Here is a 19,676-nt window from a genome sequence, read left to right as displayed (position 1 = left end):
AGTTATACGCCAAGGGATTTCAGTTTGCGATGGAGTGCAGAGCGCTCCATGCCGACGAATTCCGCGGTCCGTGAAATGTTTCCACCGAAGCGATTGATCTGGGCAATCAGATAGTCGCGTTCGAACATTTCGCGCGCCTCGCGCAAAGGCAGGGTCATGATATGGGTGTCATTGCTGGCCGATACCTTCGGCAGCATGTCGGACAGATCCTGCGGCAACATTTCAGCGGTAATTGCGGTCTCCGGCGCGTCACCACGGGCGAGAATCATCAGTCGCTCGATGTTGTTGCGCAACTGCCGGATATTGCCGGGCCAATCGTTCGCCTGAAGCACGGCCATGGCATCCTCGCCGATCTTTCGCTGGCGGATACCCGCCTGCTCGGAGATCTGGCGCATGAACATGTCGACGAGGAACGGAATATCCTCCCGACGCTCGGCCAGCGCCGGCACCTTAATCGGCACCACGGCAAGCCGGTGGAACAGGTCTTCGCGGAACCGGCCTTCGGCGATCATGCTCTCAAGATTATAGGCACTGGACGAAATGATCCGGACGTCGACCTTGACGCGCTTGGAGCCGCCGACGCGCTCGAACTGCTGATCGACAAGGACGCGCAATATCTTGTTCTGCGTCTCACGCGGCATTTCGCCGATTTCGTCGAGGTAGAGAATGCCGCGATGGGCTTCTTCCAGCGCACCGATACGGCGCGGTTGACCCGGCGTGCCTTCGGTGCCGAACAGCGCCATTTCCATGCGGTCCGGGGTGATAGCGGCCGCATTCAGCGACACAAATGGTCCACCGGCGCGGGACGAGCGCTTGTGGATCATGCGGGCAACCAGTTCCTTGCCGCAGCCTGAGGCACCAAAAATCATGATGCGGCTATTGGTCGGCGCGACCTTCTCGATCGTCTGGCGCAGCTGCGAGACGGCGACCGAGGTTCCGATCAGCTCGACGGCATCACCAGTGCGGCGCTTGAGATCGGACACCTCGCGCTTGAGCTTGGAGTTTTCCAAGGCACGCTCGGCAATCAGGATCAGGCGATCCGCCTTGAACGGCTTTTCGATGAAATCGAACGCACCGCGCTTGATCGCCGATACGGCCGTTTCGATATTGCCGTGACCGGAAATCATCACCACCGGCAGATCGGGATGGCGCACCTTGATCTCGTCAAGCAGGGACAGGCCGTCGAGGCGGCTGCCCTGCATCCAGATATCGAGGAAAATCAGGCGCGGGGCACGATCAGAAATCGCCGCAAGAGCGCTGTCGGCATCATGCGCCGTCCGCGTCTCGTGGCCCTCGTCGCTCAGGATGCCGGAGACAATCTCGCGAATGTCCTCTTCGTCATCGACTACCAGAATATCAGAGGCCATAGACCTTTTCCTTGTCGTTATCGCTTTCCATGGCGGCAGTCTCGATGCGCGGCAGGATGATGCGGATCATCGCGCCCCTGCCCCGGTCAAAATCGGCCGGTGCATCATGCAGCTCGAGCTGCCCGCCATGCTCTTCAATGATCTTCTTGACGATGGCGAGACCGAGGCCGGTGCCCTTCTCGCGCATGGTCATATAGGGTTCGAGAATACGGTGACGATTCTCCACCGGCAGACCCCGGCCGTTGTCGATCACATCAACGGCAAAGCGGTCCAGCTCGCGATCAAAATACGAGCGCACCATGATCTTGCCGCCGGTGCCGAGTTCCTCGGCGGGGACCGCCTCAATCGCTTCCACGGCATTCTTGACGATGTTGCCGACGGCCTGCGACAGCATGCGGGCGTCGAAGCTGCCTTCGAGCGGCTCATTGCCGAAGTCGCGTTGAAAATCGATCTCGGTGGTGCCCATCTCGCGCAGGAAGACGGCATCCTTCAAGATCTCGCGCAGATCGGTCCGCTGCTTCGTCGGCTTTGGCATACGGGCGAATGCGGAGAATTCATCGACCATACGGCCGATATCCTCAACCTGGCGGACGATCGTGTCGGTACACTGGTTGAACACCGCCTTATCGTCCTCGGCTATCTGCTTGCCATAGCGACGCTTCAGGCGTTCGGCCGACAACTGGATCGGGGTCAACGGATTCTTGATTTCGTGGGCGATACGGCGTGCGACATCGGCCCAGGCTGACGATCGCTGGGCGATGACGAGATCGGTGAAGTCGTCGAGCGTAATCACGTAGCTGTCGGCGGACCCGCGTGTCTCCTCGCGCGTGACCTGGACGTTCAGCGTCCGCTCCTTGCCGCCACGGATCAGGTTGATCTGCTCGCGATATTCGCCGCGATGGCGAACGGCCGCTTCGGCGAGCACGCGGTCAACCTCCGGTGCGACCAAAGCCAGCTTCTGGCCGATCAACTGGTCGGCCGACAGGCCGAGGAAGAATTCGGCCGATGGATTGACGATGGTGATCACACCATCGTCCTCGACACCGATGACGGCGGCAGTGACGCCCGACAATACCGCCTCGATGAACCGGCGACGGTCATCGACCTCGTCCTTGGCCTCGAGGATCTCGTCGCGCTGGGTCCGGATCTGGGTGATCATCTTGTTGAAGGTGCGCGAAAGACTGCCCACGTCGCCGTCTGCGGCCCGGACCGGCACGATCACATTGAGATTGCCGGACGCAATGCTGTCGGCAGCGCCGATCAAAAGGCGGATGGGCCGCACGATGCGGTCGGCCACCGCAATGGCGGTCCAGATGGCGGCAAGAAGCACGATCAGGGCAAAACCGAGATAGAGGATTGCAAAGGCGATCTGCAAGGTCGTCCGACCATCCTCCATCGCCTTGTATTCGGCCGTATTTTCTTCCATCAGCCGCATGGCGGCCATGACCTTCGGGTCCACCGCCCGGATGGTGTAAAGGAAGGTTCCCGATATCGAATCGAGCTGGATGATGGCGCCGACCAAGTTGGTGACACCGGGCGGGATCAGCGTCGGCTGGCCGGCGGACGCGCTCTGCAGCGCATCGCGCGGAATGGCCGGAAGCGGCTTTTCCGTCTGGATGTCGGCCTGGGTGATTGCCGAACCATCTTCTCGAACGAGAAACGCGCCGAGCATGCCGCGGCCCCGTGCCTGGCGGGTCAGAAGCTCGACGAAGCCGGTGCGATCGAGGTAAAACAGCGACCGGTTGCGCTCCAGATCATTGGCCATCGAGATGGTCTGGCCCTGCAGATAGCTGGCATTCTCCATCATGTAAGCCTGGGCGACGTTCATGGACGACGAGACGATCGACTGCGTGCGCAGTGAGAACCAGCGATCCAGACCGACATTCAGGGTGATGGAGGCAAAGATTGCCACAAGGATCGCCGGGGTGATCGCGATGATCGAAAACAGCGCGACGATGCGCACATGGAGGCGCGCTGCGGCACGACCACGGTTGCGCGCACGAAACAGGCGGGTGACTTCGCGGCCGATCAGGAACATCAGACCGACGATGAACAGCGAATTGACCACAGCCGATGCGATCAGGACCTGCGAGGTCGGCTCGATCGGGGTCAGCCCGAGCAGGATCGGCAGCGTGACGATGGCGCAGATCAGCGCGCCGCTCGCGACCAGAAGTCCGGGCAGCGCAAATGATGCGCGCCGATCATGAGCCAATGCGGCATCGGCGTCCGCAACCGACGCTCTTCTCAAGCTCACCATCCGTTTCCCCCTGGCCCGTTCAGAGCCATTGTCGCGACGATCGGGGCAAAGTCCGCGATCGGTGAATTGTCATTTGCAAAAGCGTACCGCTGTTCCCGCAATCCGGCACGGACTGACAGGTACAAAGGCAACGTGGCTTTTGAGCAACGCAATGTGGCGAAATTGCAACGGAGGCTTTCGGCTTGTCAAGCCGAGCGCGAGCTTCGGTAGACAGAGACACCCAGTTCGCGGATCTTTTTGCGCAGTGTATTGCGGTTCAGTCCGAGGAGATCGGCCGCCTTGATCTGGTTGCCGCGGGTCGCCGTAAGGGCCGCCAGAATCAGTGGATATTCCATTTCGGTCAGCACACGATCATAAAGACCAGAGGGCGGCAGAGCATCGCCAAAACCGGCGAAATAAGTCCGCATGTTTTCCTCGACTGCCTGGGAAATGGTCATCGACCCGGTCGGCATGCCGGCCTTTGTGATCGGGCTATCGGCAATATCAGCCCGCAGTTCCTGCTCCACAACTTCGCGCGCGATGACGTCCTGCGGGTAGAGCGCCATCAGGCGACGCACGACATTCTCGAGCTCGCGCACATTGCCCGGCCAGGCATAGGCTTTCATCACCTCCAACGCTTCATGCTCGAAACGCTTGGAATCGAGGCCTTCCTTTTCACCCTGCTGGATGAAGTGGCGGACAAGATCGGGGATATCCTCGGCACGATCACGCAACGGCGGCAGGCGCAGCGGCACGACATTCAGGCGGTAATAAAGGTCTTCACGGAAAAGGCCCTGATTGATCGAATGTTTCAGGTCCTTGTTGGTCGCAGCCACAATGCGGACATCGGTGCGGATCGGCGTGCGGCCGCCAACCGTGGTGTATTCACCCTGCTGGAGCACGCGCAACAGGCGCGTCTGCGCATCCATGGGCATGTCGCCGATTTCGTCGAGGAAGAGTGTTCCGCCTTCGGCCTGCTCGAAACGACCAGTCGAGCGGTTCTGCGCACCGGTGAACGCGCCCTTTTCGTGGCCGAACAGTTCCGACTCGATCAGGTCGCGCGGGATGGCGGCCATGTTGATCGCAACGAAAGGACCGTTGCGGCGCTTGCCGTAGTCGTGCAGCGCCTTGGCGACCAGCTCCTTGCCGGTGCCCGATTCACCGGTGATCATCAGCGTCAGGTCGGTCTGCATCAGTCGGGCAAGCACCCGGTAGATTTCCTGCATCGCGGCGGAGCGCCCAACGAGCGGCATGCCGTCCTGCATGTCGTCATCGAGCCGCGCCGGCTTCTTCTTCGGCTCGGCGAGTGCCCGACCGATGATCGCGATCAGTTCGGTCAGATCGAACGGCTTCGGCAGGTAATCGTATGCCCCCTTCTCGGACGCCTTGATCGCCGTCATGAATGTGTTTTGCGCGCTCATCACCAGCACCGGGAGATCCGGCCGAGCCTTCTTGATCCTCGGCAGAAGGTCGAATGCATTTTCATCGGGCATGATGACATCGGTCACCACCAGATCGCCCTCTCCTGCGGAAATCCAGCGCCAGAGCGTGGCGGCATTGGACGTAATGCGCACATCGTAACCGGCCCGGCTCAGGGCCTGGTTCAATACCGTGCGGATCGCTGCATCGTCGTCAGCAACAAGAATCGTGGCCGTCATCAATTTGTTCCTGTGGATTTTGCAAGGGGCGCATCATCCGGCGATGTCTCCTTGGACATCGGCATGAGCACGCGGAAAGTGGTTCGGCTGGCCTGGCTGTCGCATTCTACGATACCGCCATGGGCACCGATGATCTTCGCCACCAGCGCAAGCCCAAGGCCGGAGCCGTTGGTCTTGGTGGTGATGAAGGGATCAAAAAGGTGCGGCACCAGATCGGAAGGCACGCCCGGGCCATTGTCGTGCACGCAGAATTCAAGCGGCAGCGAAATTTTCTCACGCGATCCGGCAACAGACAGTCGGATTCCCGGTCGGTATGCTGTGGTCAGCTGGATCTCACCATCGGAACGCTCGCCGATGGCTTCCGAGGCATTCTTGACCAGATTGAGAAAGACCTGCACCAGCTGGTCACGATTGGCAAAGACAGACGGCAGAGACGGGTCGTAGCTTTCGGTGATGCGGATATTGCGGGCGAAGCCGGCCTTGGCGACGGCCTTTACCTGGTCCAGTACCGAATGGATGTTGATTGACTGGCGATCGACCGGGCGTTCGTCGGAAAACACCTCCATGCGATCGACGAGCGAAACGATACGATCTGTCTCGTCGCAGATCAAACGGGTAAGCGCGCGGTCTTCATCGGTGACGGCAGTTTCCAGCAGCTGGGCCGCGCCACGGATACCCGAAAGCGGGTTCTTGATTTCGTGCGCCAGCATCGAGGCCAGACCGGTAACGGAACGCGCGGCGGCGCGATGGGTCAGCTGGCGGTCGATCTTGTCGGCCATCGAACGCTCCTGGAAGACCACCACGACATTGCCGGGCTGGCTGACGACCGGCGCGACGTAGATGTCGACGAGCTTTTCTTGGCCAAGGCGGGGCGAACTGAGGTCGACGCGGTACTCGTTGACCGGCGCCAGACGCTCGCGCACCTGCTCGATCAGCGACAATAGCGGGCTTCCGAAGGGAATGAATGTCGATAGGCGGTAGCGGGCGAGATGGCTCGCGCTGGCGCCGAAGAAGGCTTCAGCCTCCCAGTTGGCAAAGGCGATATGGCCATTGGCATCAACCATGACAACCGGATTCTGGATGGCGTTCAAGACCGCCATGGCCAGCCCGTTGCCGCTTGAATTCGCCGTCATGCGGCCTCCTGTCTTGATTGCGGGGCAAGCCCGGCAGAAAGTGCAGCCATCATCGCATCGGCGACAAAATCGGGATCCTTCGCCGTCATGATCGCGGCTTTAGCGTCCGGCGGAAGCGTCGGCGCATGATGGCCGAGATACCAGCCGAGATGCTTGCGCGCATGCCGCACTCCGACATCGGCACCGTAGTGGGAGAGCATCATCCGGTAGTGCTCGACCGCGAGTGCCGGAATATCGGCAGCCAACGGCACCGTTGCTCCGGCCAGCCAGCCGGCATGCCAAGGGCGTCCCTGGCACGCGCGCCCAACCATGACGGCATCCGCACCGGAACGGCGCAGGATCTCGGCCGCGTCCTCGCGGCTTTCAACATCGCCATTGGCAATCAACGGCACCTTGATCGCATCGCGAACTACGGCAATCGCATCCCAGTCTGCGCGCCCCTCGTAAAACTGCATGCGGGTGCGGCCATGAATGGTGATCAATTGCACGCCCGCCGCTTCGGCACGGGCAGCGATCTGCGGCGCATTGATCGAGTTGTCGTCCCAGCCGAGCCGCATCTTGACCGTCACGGGAACCTTGACAGCCCTTACCGTCGCCTCGATCAGCGACAGAGCGTGGTCAGGCTCGCGCATCAACGCGGAGCCGGCATAACCCCCGATGACCTTCTTGGCAGGGCAGCCCATGTTGATGTCGATGATGTCGGCGCCATTGCCTTCGGCGATCCTGGCGGCTTCGGCCAGCCAATAAGCCTCGCGCCCGGCAAGCTGCACCATATGCGGCGTTAGCCCCGCCCCCTTCAGACGGCTCCAACTTTCGGCAGCATTGAACACAAGTTCGCGGCTGGCCACCATCTCGGTCACGACCAAGCCAGCGCCGAAGCGAAAGGCAAGCTGCCGAAACGGAAGATCAGTCACGCCGGACATCGGCGCGAGCACCACACGGTTGCGTATGGACACTGAGCCGATGCTGAAAGGCGTATCTAACGCAACTGAATTCAAATGATTATCTTTCGGGCAATCGTGGGTTTTGCACTATTTTTAGCCAGTGTTCCGCCACTTGCCAAGAGGCATTGATGTCTCATCGACAAAATTTCGGGCAAATGCTGGAAAAGGCGATTACGAGCCGATAGAGCACGGGTGCGAAGAAAATGTGTCATGGACCAGGCGGGACGATGGAGCAAGAGTTGACGCGCACAATCGGTATCGTGGTCGTGGCTGCCGGACGCGGCGAACGGGCGGGCGCTTCGGTCGAAGGGCCCAAGCAATACCGCAGGATCGGCGGCAAGCCGGTGCTCTGGCACACGATACGACGCCTGCTTGATTGGCCCAAAACTGGCCCGATCGTGGCGGTCATCCATCCGGACGACCAATCGCTGTTCGATGCCGTTCGCAGCCAGTTTCCAGCCGAAGCGCCGCTATATTGCGTAACGGGTGGCGCAACGCGACAAATCTCGGTGCAGAAGGGCCTGAAAGCGATTGAGCCGCACGGCATCAGCCATGTGCTCATCCATGACGGCGTCCGTCCTTTTGTCGATCTTGCTCTGCTGGAGAGAATCGAGGCTGGCTTCAATCAGGGCTTGGCTGCGATGCTCCCAGCGCTGGCGATTGCCGACACGGTAAAGCGTGGCGCAAGCGGCCTAGTGACAGACACCATTCCCAGGGCCGGCCTTTTCACGGCCCAGACGCCGCAGGCGTTCGAATTTTCAGCCATCCTGAACGCGCACGACCGCGCCGCCGAAATGGCCAGCACCGAATTCACCGACGACGCCTCGATTGCGGAATGGGCCGGACTGCCGGTGACGCTGATCGAGGGCTCTGTCGACAACGTCAAGCTTACCTTACAGAAGGACATCACCATGGCGGATGAGAAACTTGCGGGCAGCGCGCTTCCCGACGTGCGCACCGGCAATGGCTATGATGTGCACCAACTCGAGGCCGGCGATGGCGTGACGCTGTGCGGCATCTTCCTGCCGCATGACCAGAGCTTGAAGGGGCATTCCGACGCCGACGTCGCCCTGCACGCCCTGACCGACGCCTTGCTTGCGACATGCGGAGCGGGCGATATTGGCGACCATTTTCCGCCATCGGATCCTCAGTGGCGCGGTGCGGCCTCGCGTATTTTTGTCGAGCATGCCGTCAAGATCATCCGCCAGGCCGGCGGCACCATCATGAACGCAGATATTTCGCTTATTGCCGAAGCGCCTAAGATCGGGCCTCGCCGGCAAGAGATGCGCGAAAAGCTGGCTGACATGCTCGGGATCTCGCTCGATCGCTGCTCGGTCAAGGCAACAACCAACGAGACAATCGGCTTTGTCGGTCGGCGCGAAGGGATTGCCGCCATTGCAACGGCGACCGTCGTGTTTCAAAGCACGTCCGCATGAGCCTGTTTCCAGCCGGAACGGCCAGGCTTGCCGAAGAGATCATTGCACTTTACCGGACGCGTGGCTGGATGGTGGCAACCGCTGAATCCTGTACCGGCGGACTGATTGCCGGAGCCCTGACCGATGTGTCCGGTTCCTCCGCGGTGGTAGATCGTGGCTTTGTCACCTATACGAATGACGCCAAGATGGACCTGATCGGCGTGACGCCGGCAACACTTGAAATGTTTGGCGCAGTGTCGCGCGAAACCGCGCTGCAGATGGCGCATGGCGCGCTTTACCGTTCACGGGCAGATGTCGCCGTCGCCGTGACCGGTATTGCCGGACCCGGTGGCGGAACGACAGACAAGCCGGTCGGGCTGGTTCATCTGGCGTTAAAGAGCCGGTCGGGTCTCATGCTGCATCGGGAAATGCACTATGGCGACATCGGTCGCGACGGAGTAAGGCTGGCGACCGTGCAGACAGCGCTGGAACTGTTGATGAAAGCCGCTCAGACGGCGGCATAGATCTTGTCGGCACGTGTCTCGAAGGCTTCGGCGAACATGCGGAAGGCGCGATCGAACATCGATCCCATCAGGGCGCCGAGGATGCGGTTCTTGAACTCGTAGTCGATGAAGAAATTGACCGCACAACCGCCCTCACCCGTCTCTTCGAACCGCCAGCGATTGTCGAGATACTTGAACGGCCCCTCGATATATTTGACGTCGATGACATGCTCGGCTGGATTGAGCAGAACCTGGGTGGTGAAGGTTTCGCGGATCGCCTTGTAGCCCACGGTCATGTCGGCGATCAGCAATTCCTTGCCATCGCGTTCACGGCGCGAACGGATGACAAGCGCTTCGCAGAGCGGCAGAAATTCCGGATAACGCTCCACATCGGCGACGAGATCGTACATCCGATCGGGAGAATGCGTGACAAGGCGGCGGGTTTCAAACTGTGGCATGGAGCCGACTTAAGCAGGCGCGCCGACAAGATCAAGCAGGCGGCGCATGTCTTTGCGGGATTTCAGCAGCAGTACACCTATGTTGGGACCGTGCAGGTCCAGTTCGCCAGCGATGCGCGGGGCGGATCTATCGATGAGGTGACACGCTTTCGGAGAGCGGCGAGCCTAGGCTTACCGTCTTAATCTGGAGCGGACACTGCATCTGCTGGCAGGCAATCCAAAACTCGCCGGACAGCGGTTGGAAATCACGCCGCCAATCCGCGTTTACCCCGTTCGTGCGCATTTGATCGCTTAGCAAGACTTGACGGATCACGACATTCTCGTGATCCGCATATGCCATGGCCACGAAGATTGGCAGGCAATACGCGACAGATCAGCCCCGCGCCGCTTGCGCCTTCTCGCGATTGGCCTTCAGCCGAGCGAAGTCGTCGCCAGCGTGGTGCGAGGATCGGGTGAGTGGGCTCGACGACACCATCAGGAAGCCCTTGGCATAGGCCACGGTCTCGTAGGACTTGAATTCGTCCGGCGTGACGAAGCTCATCACCTTGTGGTGCTTGCGGGTCGGCTGCAGATACTGGCCGATGGTGAGGAAGTCGACATCGGCGGTGCGCAGGTCGTCCATAAGCTGCAGCACTTCGTTGCGCTCCTCGCCTAGGCCGACCATGATGCCGGACTTGGTGAACATGGTCGGGTCGAGTTCCTTGACCCGCTGCAGCAGACGCACCGAATGGAAATAGCGGGCGCCCGGTCGAACGGTCAGATAGTTGCCCGGAACGGTTTCCATGTTGTGATTGAAGACGTCCGGCTTTGCGGCGACGACACGCTCCAGGGCACCCGGCTTCTTCAGGAAGTCCGGCGTCAGGATCTCGATCGTCGTTTCCGGCGATGCTTCGCGGATCGCCCAGATCACCTTTTCGAAATGCTCGGCGCCGCCGTCTTCCAGATCGTCGCGGTCAACCGAAGTAATGACCACATGTGACAGACCCATCTGCTTGACGGCCTTGGCGACATTTTCGGGCTCGGCCATATCGAGGGCATTCGGCTTGCCGGTCGCGACATTGCAGAAGGCGCAGGCACGCGTACAGATCTCGCCCATGATCATGAAGGTCGCGTGCTTCTTGTCCCAGCACTCGCCGATATTCGGGCAACCGGCTTCCTCGCAGACGGTGACGAGCTTGTGGCTGCGCACCAGCTCACGCGTCTCATGGTAGCCCTTCGATGTCGGGGCCTTGACGCGGATCCATTCCGGCTTGCGCATCACTTCCGTATCCGGCCGGTGGGCCTTTTCCGGATGGCGCACGCGCTTTTCGTCGGCGAGATTGGTCCTGTCGAGGATCGTGACCATTATGGTAACCTGTCCTGGCCGCTCAGCGTGGCGGCAGTAGAGAAATTAGCGCCGCACAAGCTTGGCGACGAAGAGAAGAAGGCTTGCGCCGACAAAGCTGGTGATCAGGTAGCCGAGCCAGTCGCCTTCGACGAAGATGCCGAGGCGGCGGAAGATGGCGGCGGCAACCGCTGCACCGACAATGCCGATGATGATGTTCATGAATATGCCGAAACGCATGTCCATGAGCTTGCCGGCGAGCCAGCCGGCCAAACCGCCGACGACAATGGTCAGGAACCAGCCAATTTCAAAACCCATCGTCCACTCCTCTGTCTCCAATTCGCCGTCTATATAGGCGGCGAGACCCTTCGTCACAACAGTCGCGCGGTTGCGGGCCTCAGGCGTTGAGAACCCTGCCGTAAGCGTCGAGCACACTTTCCTTCATCGTTTCCGAAATGGTCGGATGCGGGAAGATCGTGTGCATCAGTTCTTCCTCGGTGGTTTCGAGGTTCATGGCGACGACGAAGCCCTGGATCAGTTCGGTCACTTCAGCGCCGACCATGTGCGCTCCGAGCAGTTCGCCGGTCTTCTTGTCGAAGATCGTCTTGACCAGACCCTGGTCCTCGCCGAGCGCGATCGCCTTGCCGTTGCCGGCAAACGGGAAGCGACCGACGCGGATGTCACGGCCCTCGGCCTTGGCCTTGGCTTCCGTCATGCCGACAGAGGCGACCTGCGGATTGCAGTAGGTGCAGCCCGGGATCTTCAACTTGTCCATCGGATGCACGTTCGGCAGGCCGGCAATCTTCTCGATGCAGATGACGGCTTCATGCTCGGCCTTGTGGGCCAGCATCGGCGGGCCGGCAACGTCGCCGATCGCGTAGACGCCAGGCACGTTGGTCTTGCCGTAGCCATCGATGACGATGCAACCACGATCGGTCTTGATGCCCAAGGTTTCAAGGCCGAGGTTTTCGATATTGCCCTGAACGCCGACAGCCGAAATCATCCGGTCAGCGGTGATCTTCTCGACAGAGCCGTCCTTCTTCTCGACATGCGCGGTGATGCTGTCGGCACCCTTCTCGACCTTGGAAACCTTGGCGTCGAGAATGATCTTCATGCCCTGCTTGTCGAACTGTTTCTTGGCGAAATTCGAGATCTCGATGTCTTCCACCGGCATGACCTGGCTCATCAGTTCGACGACGGTCACATCCACGCCCATGGTGCGGTAGAAGGAGGCGAATTCGATACCGATCGCGCCCGAGCCCATGACCAGCAGCGACTTCGGCATGGCTTCCGGCTTCATCGCGTCGAAATAGGTCCAGATCAGCTTGCCGTCCGGCTCGATGCCAGGCAGCGCGCGCGGACGCGCGCCAGTGGCAATGACGATGTGCTTGGCCGTGTAGGTACCCTCGGCCAACGTGTTCTTCGGGAGCGGCGCCTGCGGCTGGACGATCGGCTTTGCGGTCTTGGATACGACCACCTCACCCGGCTTGGTCAGCTTGGCCTCGCCCCAGATGATATCGACCTTGTTCTTCTTGAACAGGAACCCAACGCCGGCATTCATGCGCTCGGCAATGCCGCGCGAACGGGCAACGATCGCCTTCAGGTCCGGCTTGATCGAGCCCTCCAGCGTCAGGCCGAAGCTCTTGGCGTGCTGGGCGGCATGCAGGACGTCGGCCGACCGCAGCAAAGCCTTGGTCGGGATACAGCCCCAGTTCGAGCAGATGCCGGCCAGGTGCTCGCGCTCGACCACTGCGACCTTCATGCCGAGCTGTGCGGCACGGATCGCCGCGATATAGCCACCGGGGCCGGAACCGATAATGATGACGTCATAAGCATTCGACATGGGTGCTTCCACTCCTTGGTTATCAGAGCCTCCGGTTACATTGGCACCGAAGGTTCAAGCGGGACTGGAAGCACATCCCGTCTTATGTGGCGGGTTTCTCGGCTTCCGGTTCATGACGAACCAGCATCCCGTAGATTTCATCCTTGAGCTGCATCCGCTTCTTGCGAAGTTCGACAATGTGGAAGTCGTCAGCAGGCTCGATATTGGTCTCGGCGCGATGGATGGTCCCGTTGACCTGATGATAGGTCTCGAACAGCCTGGCAAAATGTCCATCCGTTTCCTTCAGATGACGCATCAGCCCGACGTGTTCCGGAAATTCCGCCGCCAGTTCGTGCGGTGTGTTCGACATGTGCCCGTCTCCTCTTCTAAGGTCTACGGCAACACCCTAAGCACGGCGCACAATCACTCCTTGATTTTGATCAACGGTGCCGGCCTTTGTCGCTCCGGCACCCTTTGGCATAGTCCAGTCTATATCCCGAGCATCATACGAGCGATCGGTTCAAGCCCGCGACCGATCGCACAGGTATTTTCCGCATCGAGATGAATGCCATCCAACGGCGATGTTTTCGCCACAGAACCGGCATCGAAGAAACCGCAACCCGCCTCGTCCGCGAGATCGCGGTAGAGGCTCGCAAGCATCTGCGATTCCTCCAGTCCACCCTTGAACATGGCAGCAAAATGCACATTGGCCGTATGGCAAATCGGCGGCGGCGAGACGAGCAGGATGTCAGGCCCGTCATAGCCGAAACCCCAGTCATGATGGCGGATCTGCTTGACCAGGCGATCGATGCCCTTGGTGGCCGCAATCGCTGAACCACCGATGCCACGCTTCATGTCGTTGGTGCCGAGCAGCAGGATGACGAGATCCAGCGGCTTGTGGGTTTCGAGGATGCTCGGCAGCAGCTTGACGCCATTGCGCTCGCAATCGGCGAGATGGTCGTCATAGGCGGTGGTGCGGCCGTTCAGGCCCTCGGCAATCACCCTGACACCGTGTCCGAGCGCCTTTTGCAAGACGCTCGTCCAACGGTCCTCGTAGGCATGACGACCCGGATTGACCGGATCGTATCCCCAGGTCAGGCTATCGCCAAAGCAAAGAACGGATTTCATGCACCCGCTCCTTTGTCAGACCAGCATGCCCATAGGATTTTCGATGTAGCGCTTGAAGGCACCGAGCAGTTCGGCACCGAGCGCTCCATCGACGCAGCGATGGTCGGTCGACAGTGTCACGGTCATGACGTTGGCGATCTTCATCTCGCCGTTCTTGACCACGACGCGCTCCTCGCCGGCACCGACTGCCAGAATGGTGGCATGCGGCGGGTTGACGACAGCGGAGAAGCTTTTCACGCCCATCATGCCCATGTTGGACACGGCTGTCGTGCCACCCTGGTATTCTTCGGGCTTCAGCTTGCGGTCCTTGGCGCGCTTGCCGAGGTCCTTCATCTCGGTCGAGATGGCCGAAAGCGTCTTCAGCTCGGCGCTGCGGATGATCGGCGTGATCAGGCCACCCGGGATCGACACGGCAACGCCGACATCGGCGTGCTTGTGCTTGACCATGGCGCTTTCCGTCCAGGACACGTTGGCATCCGGCACGTCGCGCAGGGCAAGCGCCAAGGCCTTGATGACCATGTCATTGACCGAGAGCTTGTAGGCCGGCGCGCTATCCTTGCGAGGTGCGGCATCGTTCAGCTGGGCACGCAAGGCAAGCAGGGTGTCGAGCTCGCAATCCACGGAGACGTAGAAATGCGGGATCGTCTGCTTGGATTCGACCAGGCGCTTGGCGATCGTCTTGCGCATGCCGTCATGCGGCACCAGCTCGTAGGAGCCTTCGGCGAAGTTCTTGAGAACAGCCTCGTCCGATGCACCCTTTGCCAGAACGGGTGCCGGCGCGGCAGCAGCCGGAGCAGCCTTGGCGCTACCGGTGGTGACAGCCTTCTCGACATCGCTCTTGACGACGCGGCCCTTCGGGCCGGAACCGGCAACAGCCGACAGGTCGAGGCCTGCCTCCCTGGCGAGGCGACGCGCCAGCGGCGATGCGAAGATGCGGTCGCCCGACTGTGCAACAGCGGGTGCAGCAGCAGCAACGGGTGCCGGTGCCGCGGCAGCAGCCGGAGCCGGAGTGGCGGCCGGTGCAGGAGCGGCAGGAGGTGCTTCAGCCTTGGCCGGCGCGGCAGAACCGCCGCCGGCTGCGGCGGCAGCAACATCCTCGCCGTCGGCGGCGAGGATGGCGATCACGGCATTGACCTTCACGGCTTCGGTGCCGGCCGGAACGACCAGCTTGGCGACGACGCCTTCATCCACGGCTTCCACTTCCATGGTCGCCTTGTCGGTCTCGATCTCGGCGATGACATCGCCGGACTTGACGGTGTCGCCTTCCTTGACCAGCCACTTGGCCAGATTGCCCTCTTCCATTGTCGGAGAGAGCGCCGGCATGGTGATATTGATCGGCATGACCCTAGCCTCCCCTTACTTGTAGCAGACGGTTTTGACGGCCTGAACCACTTCGCCGACATTCGGCAGAGCGAGCTTTTCGAGATTGGCCGCGTAAGGCATCGGAACGTCCTTGCCGGCGATCGTCAGGATCGGCGCATCGAGATAGTCGAAGGCCTGCTGCATGACGCGGGTGGCGATTTCGGTGCCGACGGAACCCTGCGGGTAACCTTCCTCGACGGTAACCAGACGGCCCGTCTTCTTCACCGATTCAATCACGGTCGGAAGATCCATCGGACGGATGGTGCGCAAGTCGATCAGCTCTACGTCGATGCCTTCCTTGGCCAGTTCCTCGACCGCCTTGACGGCATAGGTCATGCCGATACCGAAGGAGACAATCGTCGCGTCCTTGCCGGTCTTGTGGATGCGCGCCTTGCCGATCGGCAGGACGAAGTCATCCATCTTCGGCACTTCGAACGAATGACCGTAGAGGATTTCGTTCTCGAGGAAGATGATCGGGTTCGGGTCGCGGATGGCTGCCTTCAGCAGGCCCTTCGCATCAGCAGCCGTGTACGGCATGATGACTTTCAGACCCGGGATCTGACTGTACCAGGCCGCATAGTCCTGGCTGTGCTGGGCGCCGACGCGGGCAGCCGCACCATTGGGACCGCGGAACACGATCGGCGCGCCCATCTGGCCACCGGACATGTAAAGCGTCTTGGCGGCCGAATTGATGATCTGGTCGATCGCCTGCATGGCGAAGTTGAAGGTCATGAACTCAACGATCGGACGCAGGCCGGTCATCGCCGCACCGACGCCGACGCCGGCAAAGCCATGCTCGGTGATCGGGGTATCGACGACGCGCTTGGCGCCGAATTCGGCGAGCAACCCTTGCGTGATCTTGTAGGCGCCCTGATACTCGGCGACTTCCTCACCCATGATGAAGACATCGGGGTTGGCGCGCATTTCTTCCGCCATGGCTTCGCGCAGCGCTTCACGCACCGTCATCGTCACCATTTCGGTGCCGGCCGGAATATCCGGATCGGCGGCAATCTGCGTGACCGGAGCGGCCGGCACGGGCGCCGATGCGGCACTTGCTGCCGGAGCGGCAACTGGTGCAGCCTCAGCCGGTGCGGCAGCCTTCGGGGCCGGGGCAGCGTCGGCGCTTTCACCATCCTGTAACAGGACCGCGATCGGCGTATTGACCTTGACGTTCTCGGTGCCGGCAGCAATCAGCAGCTTGCCGAGCACGCCTTCATCGACGGCTTCCACTTCCATGGTCGCCTTGTCTGTCTCGATCTCGGCGATCACGTCGCCGGACTTGACGGTGTCGCCTTCCTGCTTGATCCACTTGGAAAGCGTGCCTTCTTCCATCGTCGGAGAAAGGGCGGGCATCAAAATTTCGATCGGCATGGGTTCCCTCCCCGATTACAGAAGAATGTCGGTGTAGAGCTCGGATACATCCGGCTCCGGATCGGCCTGGGCGAAATCGGCACTGTCGGCGACGATGTCGCGAACGTCCTTGTCGATCGCCTTCAGCTGATCTTCGTTGGCCCAGCCCTTTTCGAGAAGGCGAGCCTTCACCTGCTCGATCGGATCCTGCTCCGAGCGCATCTTCTGCACTTCTTCCTTGGAACGATACTTGGCCGGGTCCGACATCGAGTGACCACGATAGCGATAGGTCAGCATTTCGAGGATGATCGGACCCTTGCCGGAACGGCAATGTTCAAGCGCATCGTCGGCCGCAGCCTTGACCGCGCGCACGTCCATGCCGTCGACCTGGACGCCCGGAATACCGAAGCCGGAGCCGCGCAGGGAGTAGTTCGATTGCGCCGTCGCGCGGGCGGTCGAGGTGCCCATGGCGTAACGGTTGTTCTCGACGATATAAATGATGGGCAGCTTCCAGAGAGCGGCCATGTTGAAGCTCTCGTAGACCTGGCCCTGGTTGGCAGCGCCGTCGCCGAAATACGCAACCGCTACGTTGTCATTGCCACGATACTTGTTGGCGAAGGCGAGGCCGGTGCCGAGCGAGACCTGCGCGCCGACGATGCCGTGACCACCATAGAAATGCTTCTCTTTCGAGAACATGTGCATGGAGCCGCCCTTGCCCTTGGACAGGCCGCTGCGGCGACCAGTCAACTCGGCCATGACGCCGCGAGCGCTAAGGCCGGCAGCCAGCATGTGACCGTGGTCGCGATAGGCGGTGATGACCTGGTCACCTTCCTTCTGCGCCATCTGCATGCCGACAACGACAGCTTCCTGACCGATATAGAGGTGACAGAAACCGCCGATGAAACCCATGCCGTAAAGCTGGCCGGCCTTCTCTTCGAAACGGCGGATCAGAAGCATCTCGCGATAGGCGTGAAGCTCTTCATCGGCACCAAACTCGGGCATATTCTTTCCGGTGAATTCCTTGCCGGCAACTTTTGCAGTCGTTTTCCGGCTGGAAGCAGTCGCGGATTTTCGCGGCGCCATTCATCCCTCCCATGGGTTATGCATGCTCTATCGTTGAATGCAGGATATGCAAGAAAAGGCGCGGCGGCAATGCTAGAAATGCATAGCTTGCATTCCACACAAGTATTTGTAATTTCTTGCAGAATTACAATTAACCTGATTTCAGTTAATTAGAAATAGGTATTGAAGATGACGATTTCGTCCGGCCGAGACATGTTCAACTGATAGCGCGCCTTCTCGTCAATGATATCCTCATCCAGCGAGCCGTCGCTCAACAATCCGACCTCTTTTTCAAGGCTCGTACGCTGGGCAACCAACACAGCAAGCTCAGCGCTGCGCGCCAGGCGCTGTCGCTCGAACTCCTGCGCTGCGCGCAGGCCGTAATCGCCATGGAGGGAATGATAACCGAAGTAGGAGAGGAATGCGATGGTCACGGCAGGAAGAATGAGACGACCGAATTTCTTCTTTTTATGATGCCTGGTCCACATGCCGACAACGCCCTGATACGCAAAACTTTTCGCCAAGTTAGCGCTGATGTCTTAACCGATCATTGACCGCGATTGGCAAGCAATAAAAAACCTGCGCCACGGGTATGGCGCAGGTTCACCGATGGGTATCGAAAGCGGTATCAGCCGCGCAGGATGGACGTGCCTGCGTAACGGGCCTGCGGGCCAAGCGCTTCCTCGATGCGGATCAGCTGGTTGTACTTTGCGGTACGATCCGAACGGGCAAGCGAGCCGGTCTTGATCTGACCGCAGTTGGTGGCAACCGCGAGATCGGCGATCGTGGAGTCCTCAGTCTCACCCGAACGGTGCGACATGACGGCCGTGTAGGCAGCGCGGTTTGCGGTCGAAACAGCATCGAGCGTCTCCGAGAGCGAGCCGATCTGGTTGACCTTGACGAGGATGGAGTTGGCAACGCCCATCTTGATGCCGTCGCGCAGGCGCGAGGAATTGGTGACGAAGAGATCGTCGCCGACGAGCTGGACCTTGGCACCGATCTTGTCGGTCAGGGACTTCCAGCCTTCCCAGTCGTCTTCCGCCATACCGTCTTCGATCGAGAAGATCGGGTATTTGCCGGCGAGTTCGGCCAGGTAGTCGGCCATCGCCTCCGGCTCGAGCGTGCGGCCTTCGCCTTCGAGAACATATTTGCCGTCCTTGAAGAACTCGGTCGAGGCGCAGTCGAGAGCGATATGCATGTCTTCGCCCGGACGATAGCCGGCCTTTTCGATCGACTTCATGATGAAGTCGAGGGCAGCCGGCGCGGAGGCCAGACCCGGAGCGAAGCCGCCTTCATCGCCAACGTTGGTGTTGTGACCATCGGCTGCGAGCTGCTTCTTCAGCGTGTGGAAGACTTCCGAACCCATGCGAACGGCGTCGCGGATGGTTTCCGCACCAACCGGCACGATCATGAATTCCTGGAAGTCGATCGGGTTATCAGCATGAGCGCCGCCGTTGATGATGTTCATCATCGGAACCGGCAGAACATGGGCGTTCGGGCCGCCGACATAGCGGTAGAGCGGCAGGCCGGATGCCTGGGCGGCAGCCTTGGCGACGGCGAGCGAAACGCCGAGGATAGCGTTGGCACCGAGGCGCGACTTGTTGGCCGTGCCGTCAAGTTCGATCATCAGATTGTCGATCTGGATCTGGTTCTCGGCATCATGGCCGCCGATCGCATCGTAGATTTCGCCGTTGACGGCTTCGACAGCCTTCTCGACGCCCTTGCCGAGATAACGCTTGCCACCGTCACGCAGTTCGACGGCTTCGTGCGCGCCGGTCGAAGCGCCCGATGGAACGGCCGCACGACCCATGCTGCCGTCTTCGAGATAGACGTCGACCTCAACGGTCGGGTTGCCACGGCTGTCGAGAATCTCGCGGCCGATGATGTCGGTAATGGCAGTCATGTTCGCTCCCT

General features: G+C 60.5%; 18 protein-coding genes. 2 read left to right on the top strand and 16 right to left on the bottom strand.

Going from position 1 to position 19,676, the window contains the following annotated elements; all coding sequences use genetic code 11:
* Positions 1–2: 2 nt before the first annotated feature.
* The 5 genes from ntrX to dusB form a co-directional block, all read right to left on the bottom strand.
* Positions 3–1,367: a nitrogen assimilation response regulator NtrX gene (gene ntrX / locus IM739_RS12340; RefSeq protein WP_237368026.1), complete on the bottom strand. Its 1,365-nt coding sequence runs from the start codon at positions 1,365–1,367 to the stop codon at positions 3–5.
* Positions 1,357–3,624 carry a sensor histidine kinase NtrY-like gene (locus IM739_RS12335; protein WP_237368025.1) on the bottom strand — a complete coding sequence of 756 codons (2,268 nt, stop codon included), beginning with the start codon at positions 3,622–3,624 and terminating at the stop codon, positions 1,357–1,359. The genes ntrX and IM739_RS12335 overlap by 11 nt, the downstream gene beginning before the upstream one ends.
* 185 nt (positions 3,625–3,809) lie before the next feature.
* Complete coding sequence (gene ntrC, locus IM739_RS12330) at positions 3,810–5,261, bottom strand: nitrogen regulation protein NR(I) (RefSeq protein ID WP_237368024.1); 1,452 nt, start codon at positions 5,259–5,261, stop codon at positions 3,810–3,812.
* A complete protein-coding gene (locus IM739_RS12325; protein ID WP_237368023.1) occupies positions 5,261–6,394 on the bottom strand; it encodes a two-component system sensor histidine kinase NtrB in 1,134 nt (377 codons plus the stop codon). Before IM739_RS12325 ends, ntrC begins: the two co-directional genes overlap by 1 nt.
* A complete protein-coding gene (gene dusB, locus IM739_RS12320; RefSeq protein ID WP_272911310.1) occupies positions 6,391–7,392 on the bottom strand; it encodes a tRNA dihydrouridine synthase DusB in 1,002 nt (333 codons plus the stop codon). The genes IM739_RS12325 and dusB overlap by 4 nt, the downstream gene beginning before the upstream one ends.
* A 173-nt stretch (positions 7,393–7,565) precedes the next feature.
* Between dusB and IM739_RS12315 the strand changes: the two genes are divergently transcribed.
* Both IM739_RS12315 and IM739_RS12310 read left to right on the top strand, forming a co-directional pair.
* Positions 7,566–8,774, top strand: coding sequence for a bifunctional 2-C-methyl-D-erythritol 4-phosphate cytidylyltransferase/2-C-methyl-D-erythritol 2,4-cyclodiphosphate synthase (locus IM739_RS12315; RefSeq protein ID WP_237368022.1), 1,209 nt, complete (start codon positions 7,566–7,568; stop codon positions 8,772–8,774).
* A complete protein-coding gene (locus IM739_RS12310) occupies positions 8,771–9,277 on the top strand; it encodes a CinA family protein (RefSeq protein WP_237368021.1) in 507 nt (168 codons plus the stop codon). Before IM739_RS12315 ends, IM739_RS12310 begins: the two co-directional genes overlap by 4 nt.
* Here the strand turns inward: IM739_RS12310 and IM739_RS12305 are convergent.
* From IM739_RS12305 to eno, 11 genes are all read right to left on the bottom strand, one after another.
* Positions 9,262–9,714, bottom strand: coding sequence for a type II toxin-antitoxin system RatA family toxin (locus IM739_RS12305; RefSeq protein WP_237368020.1), 453 nt, complete (start codon positions 9,712–9,714; stop codon positions 9,262–9,264). The two genes, IM739_RS12310 and IM739_RS12305, sit on opposite strands and share 16 nt — an antisense overlap.
* 373 nt (positions 9,715–10,087) lie before the next feature.
* A complete protein-coding gene (gene lipA / locus IM739_RS12300) occupies positions 10,088–11,059 on the bottom strand; it encodes a lipoyl synthase (RefSeq protein WP_237368019.1) in 972 nt (323 codons plus the stop codon).
* 45 nt (positions 11,060–11,104) lie between these two features.
* Positions 11,105–11,356 (bottom strand): GlsB/YeaQ/YmgE family stress response membrane protein, encoded by a 252-nt coding sequence (locus tag IM739_RS12295; RefSeq protein WP_237368018.1) that lies wholly within the window; start codon positions 11,354–11,356, stop codon positions 11,105–11,107.
* A gap of 79 nt (positions 11,357–11,435) precedes the next feature.
* Positions 11,436–12,881, bottom strand: coding sequence for a dihydrolipoyl dehydrogenase (gene lpdA / locus IM739_RS12290; RefSeq protein WP_237368017.1), 1,446 nt, complete (start codon positions 12,879–12,881; stop codon positions 11,436–11,438).
* An 82-nt stretch (positions 12,882–12,963) separates the two neighbouring features.
* Entirely contained in the window at positions 12,964–13,230 is a 267-nt protein-coding gene (locus IM739_RS12285; protein ID WP_237368016.1) for a YdcH family protein, read from the bottom strand.
* Between the two features lie 119 nt (positions 13,231–13,349).
* Entirely contained in the window at positions 13,350–13,988 is a 639-nt protein-coding gene (locus IM739_RS12280; protein WP_237368015.1) for an SGNH/GDSL hydrolase family protein, read from the bottom strand.
* 15 nt (positions 13,989–14,003) lie between these two features.
* Complete coding sequence (locus tag IM739_RS12275; RefSeq protein ID WP_237368014.1) at positions 14,004–15,329, bottom strand: pyruvate dehydrogenase complex dihydrolipoamide acetyltransferase; 1,326 nt, start codon at positions 15,327–15,329, stop codon at positions 14,004–14,006.
* A gap of 15 nt (positions 15,330–15,344) precedes the next feature.
* Positions 15,345–16,721, bottom strand: a complete 1,377-nt coding sequence (locus IM739_RS12270; RefSeq protein ID WP_237368013.1) for a pyruvate dehydrogenase complex E1 component subunit beta — start codon at positions 16,719–16,721, stop codon at positions 15,345–15,347.
* Between the two features lie 15 nt (positions 16,722–16,736).
* Positions 16,737–17,783 carry a pyruvate dehydrogenase (acetyl-transferring) E1 component subunit alpha gene (pdhA, locus tag IM739_RS12265; protein ID WP_237368012.1) on the bottom strand — a complete coding sequence of 349 codons (1,047 nt, stop codon included), beginning with the start codon at positions 17,781–17,783 and terminating at the stop codon, positions 16,737–16,739.
* 149 nt (positions 17,784–17,932) lie between these two features.
* Complete coding sequence (locus tag IM739_RS12260) at positions 17,933–18,250, bottom strand: FtsB family cell division protein (RefSeq protein WP_237371058.1); 318 nt, start codon at positions 18,248–18,250, stop codon at positions 17,933–17,935.
* A gap of 140 nt (positions 18,251–18,390) precedes the next feature.
* Positions 18,391–19,665 (bottom strand): phosphopyruvate hydratase, encoded by a 1,275-nt coding sequence (gene eno / locus IM739_RS12255; RefSeq protein ID WP_237368011.1) that lies wholly within the window; start codon positions 19,663–19,665, stop codon positions 18,391–18,393.
* Positions 19,666–19,676: the final 11 nt, after the last annotated feature.

Source organism: Rhizobium sp. SL42 (assembly GCF_021729845.1).
In the GTDB taxonomy this organism is placed as follows: domain Bacteria; phylum Pseudomonadota; class Alphaproteobacteria; order Rhizobiales; family Rhizobiaceae; genus Allorhizobium.
This window is presented reverse-complemented; position numbering and strand designations above follow the sequence as displayed.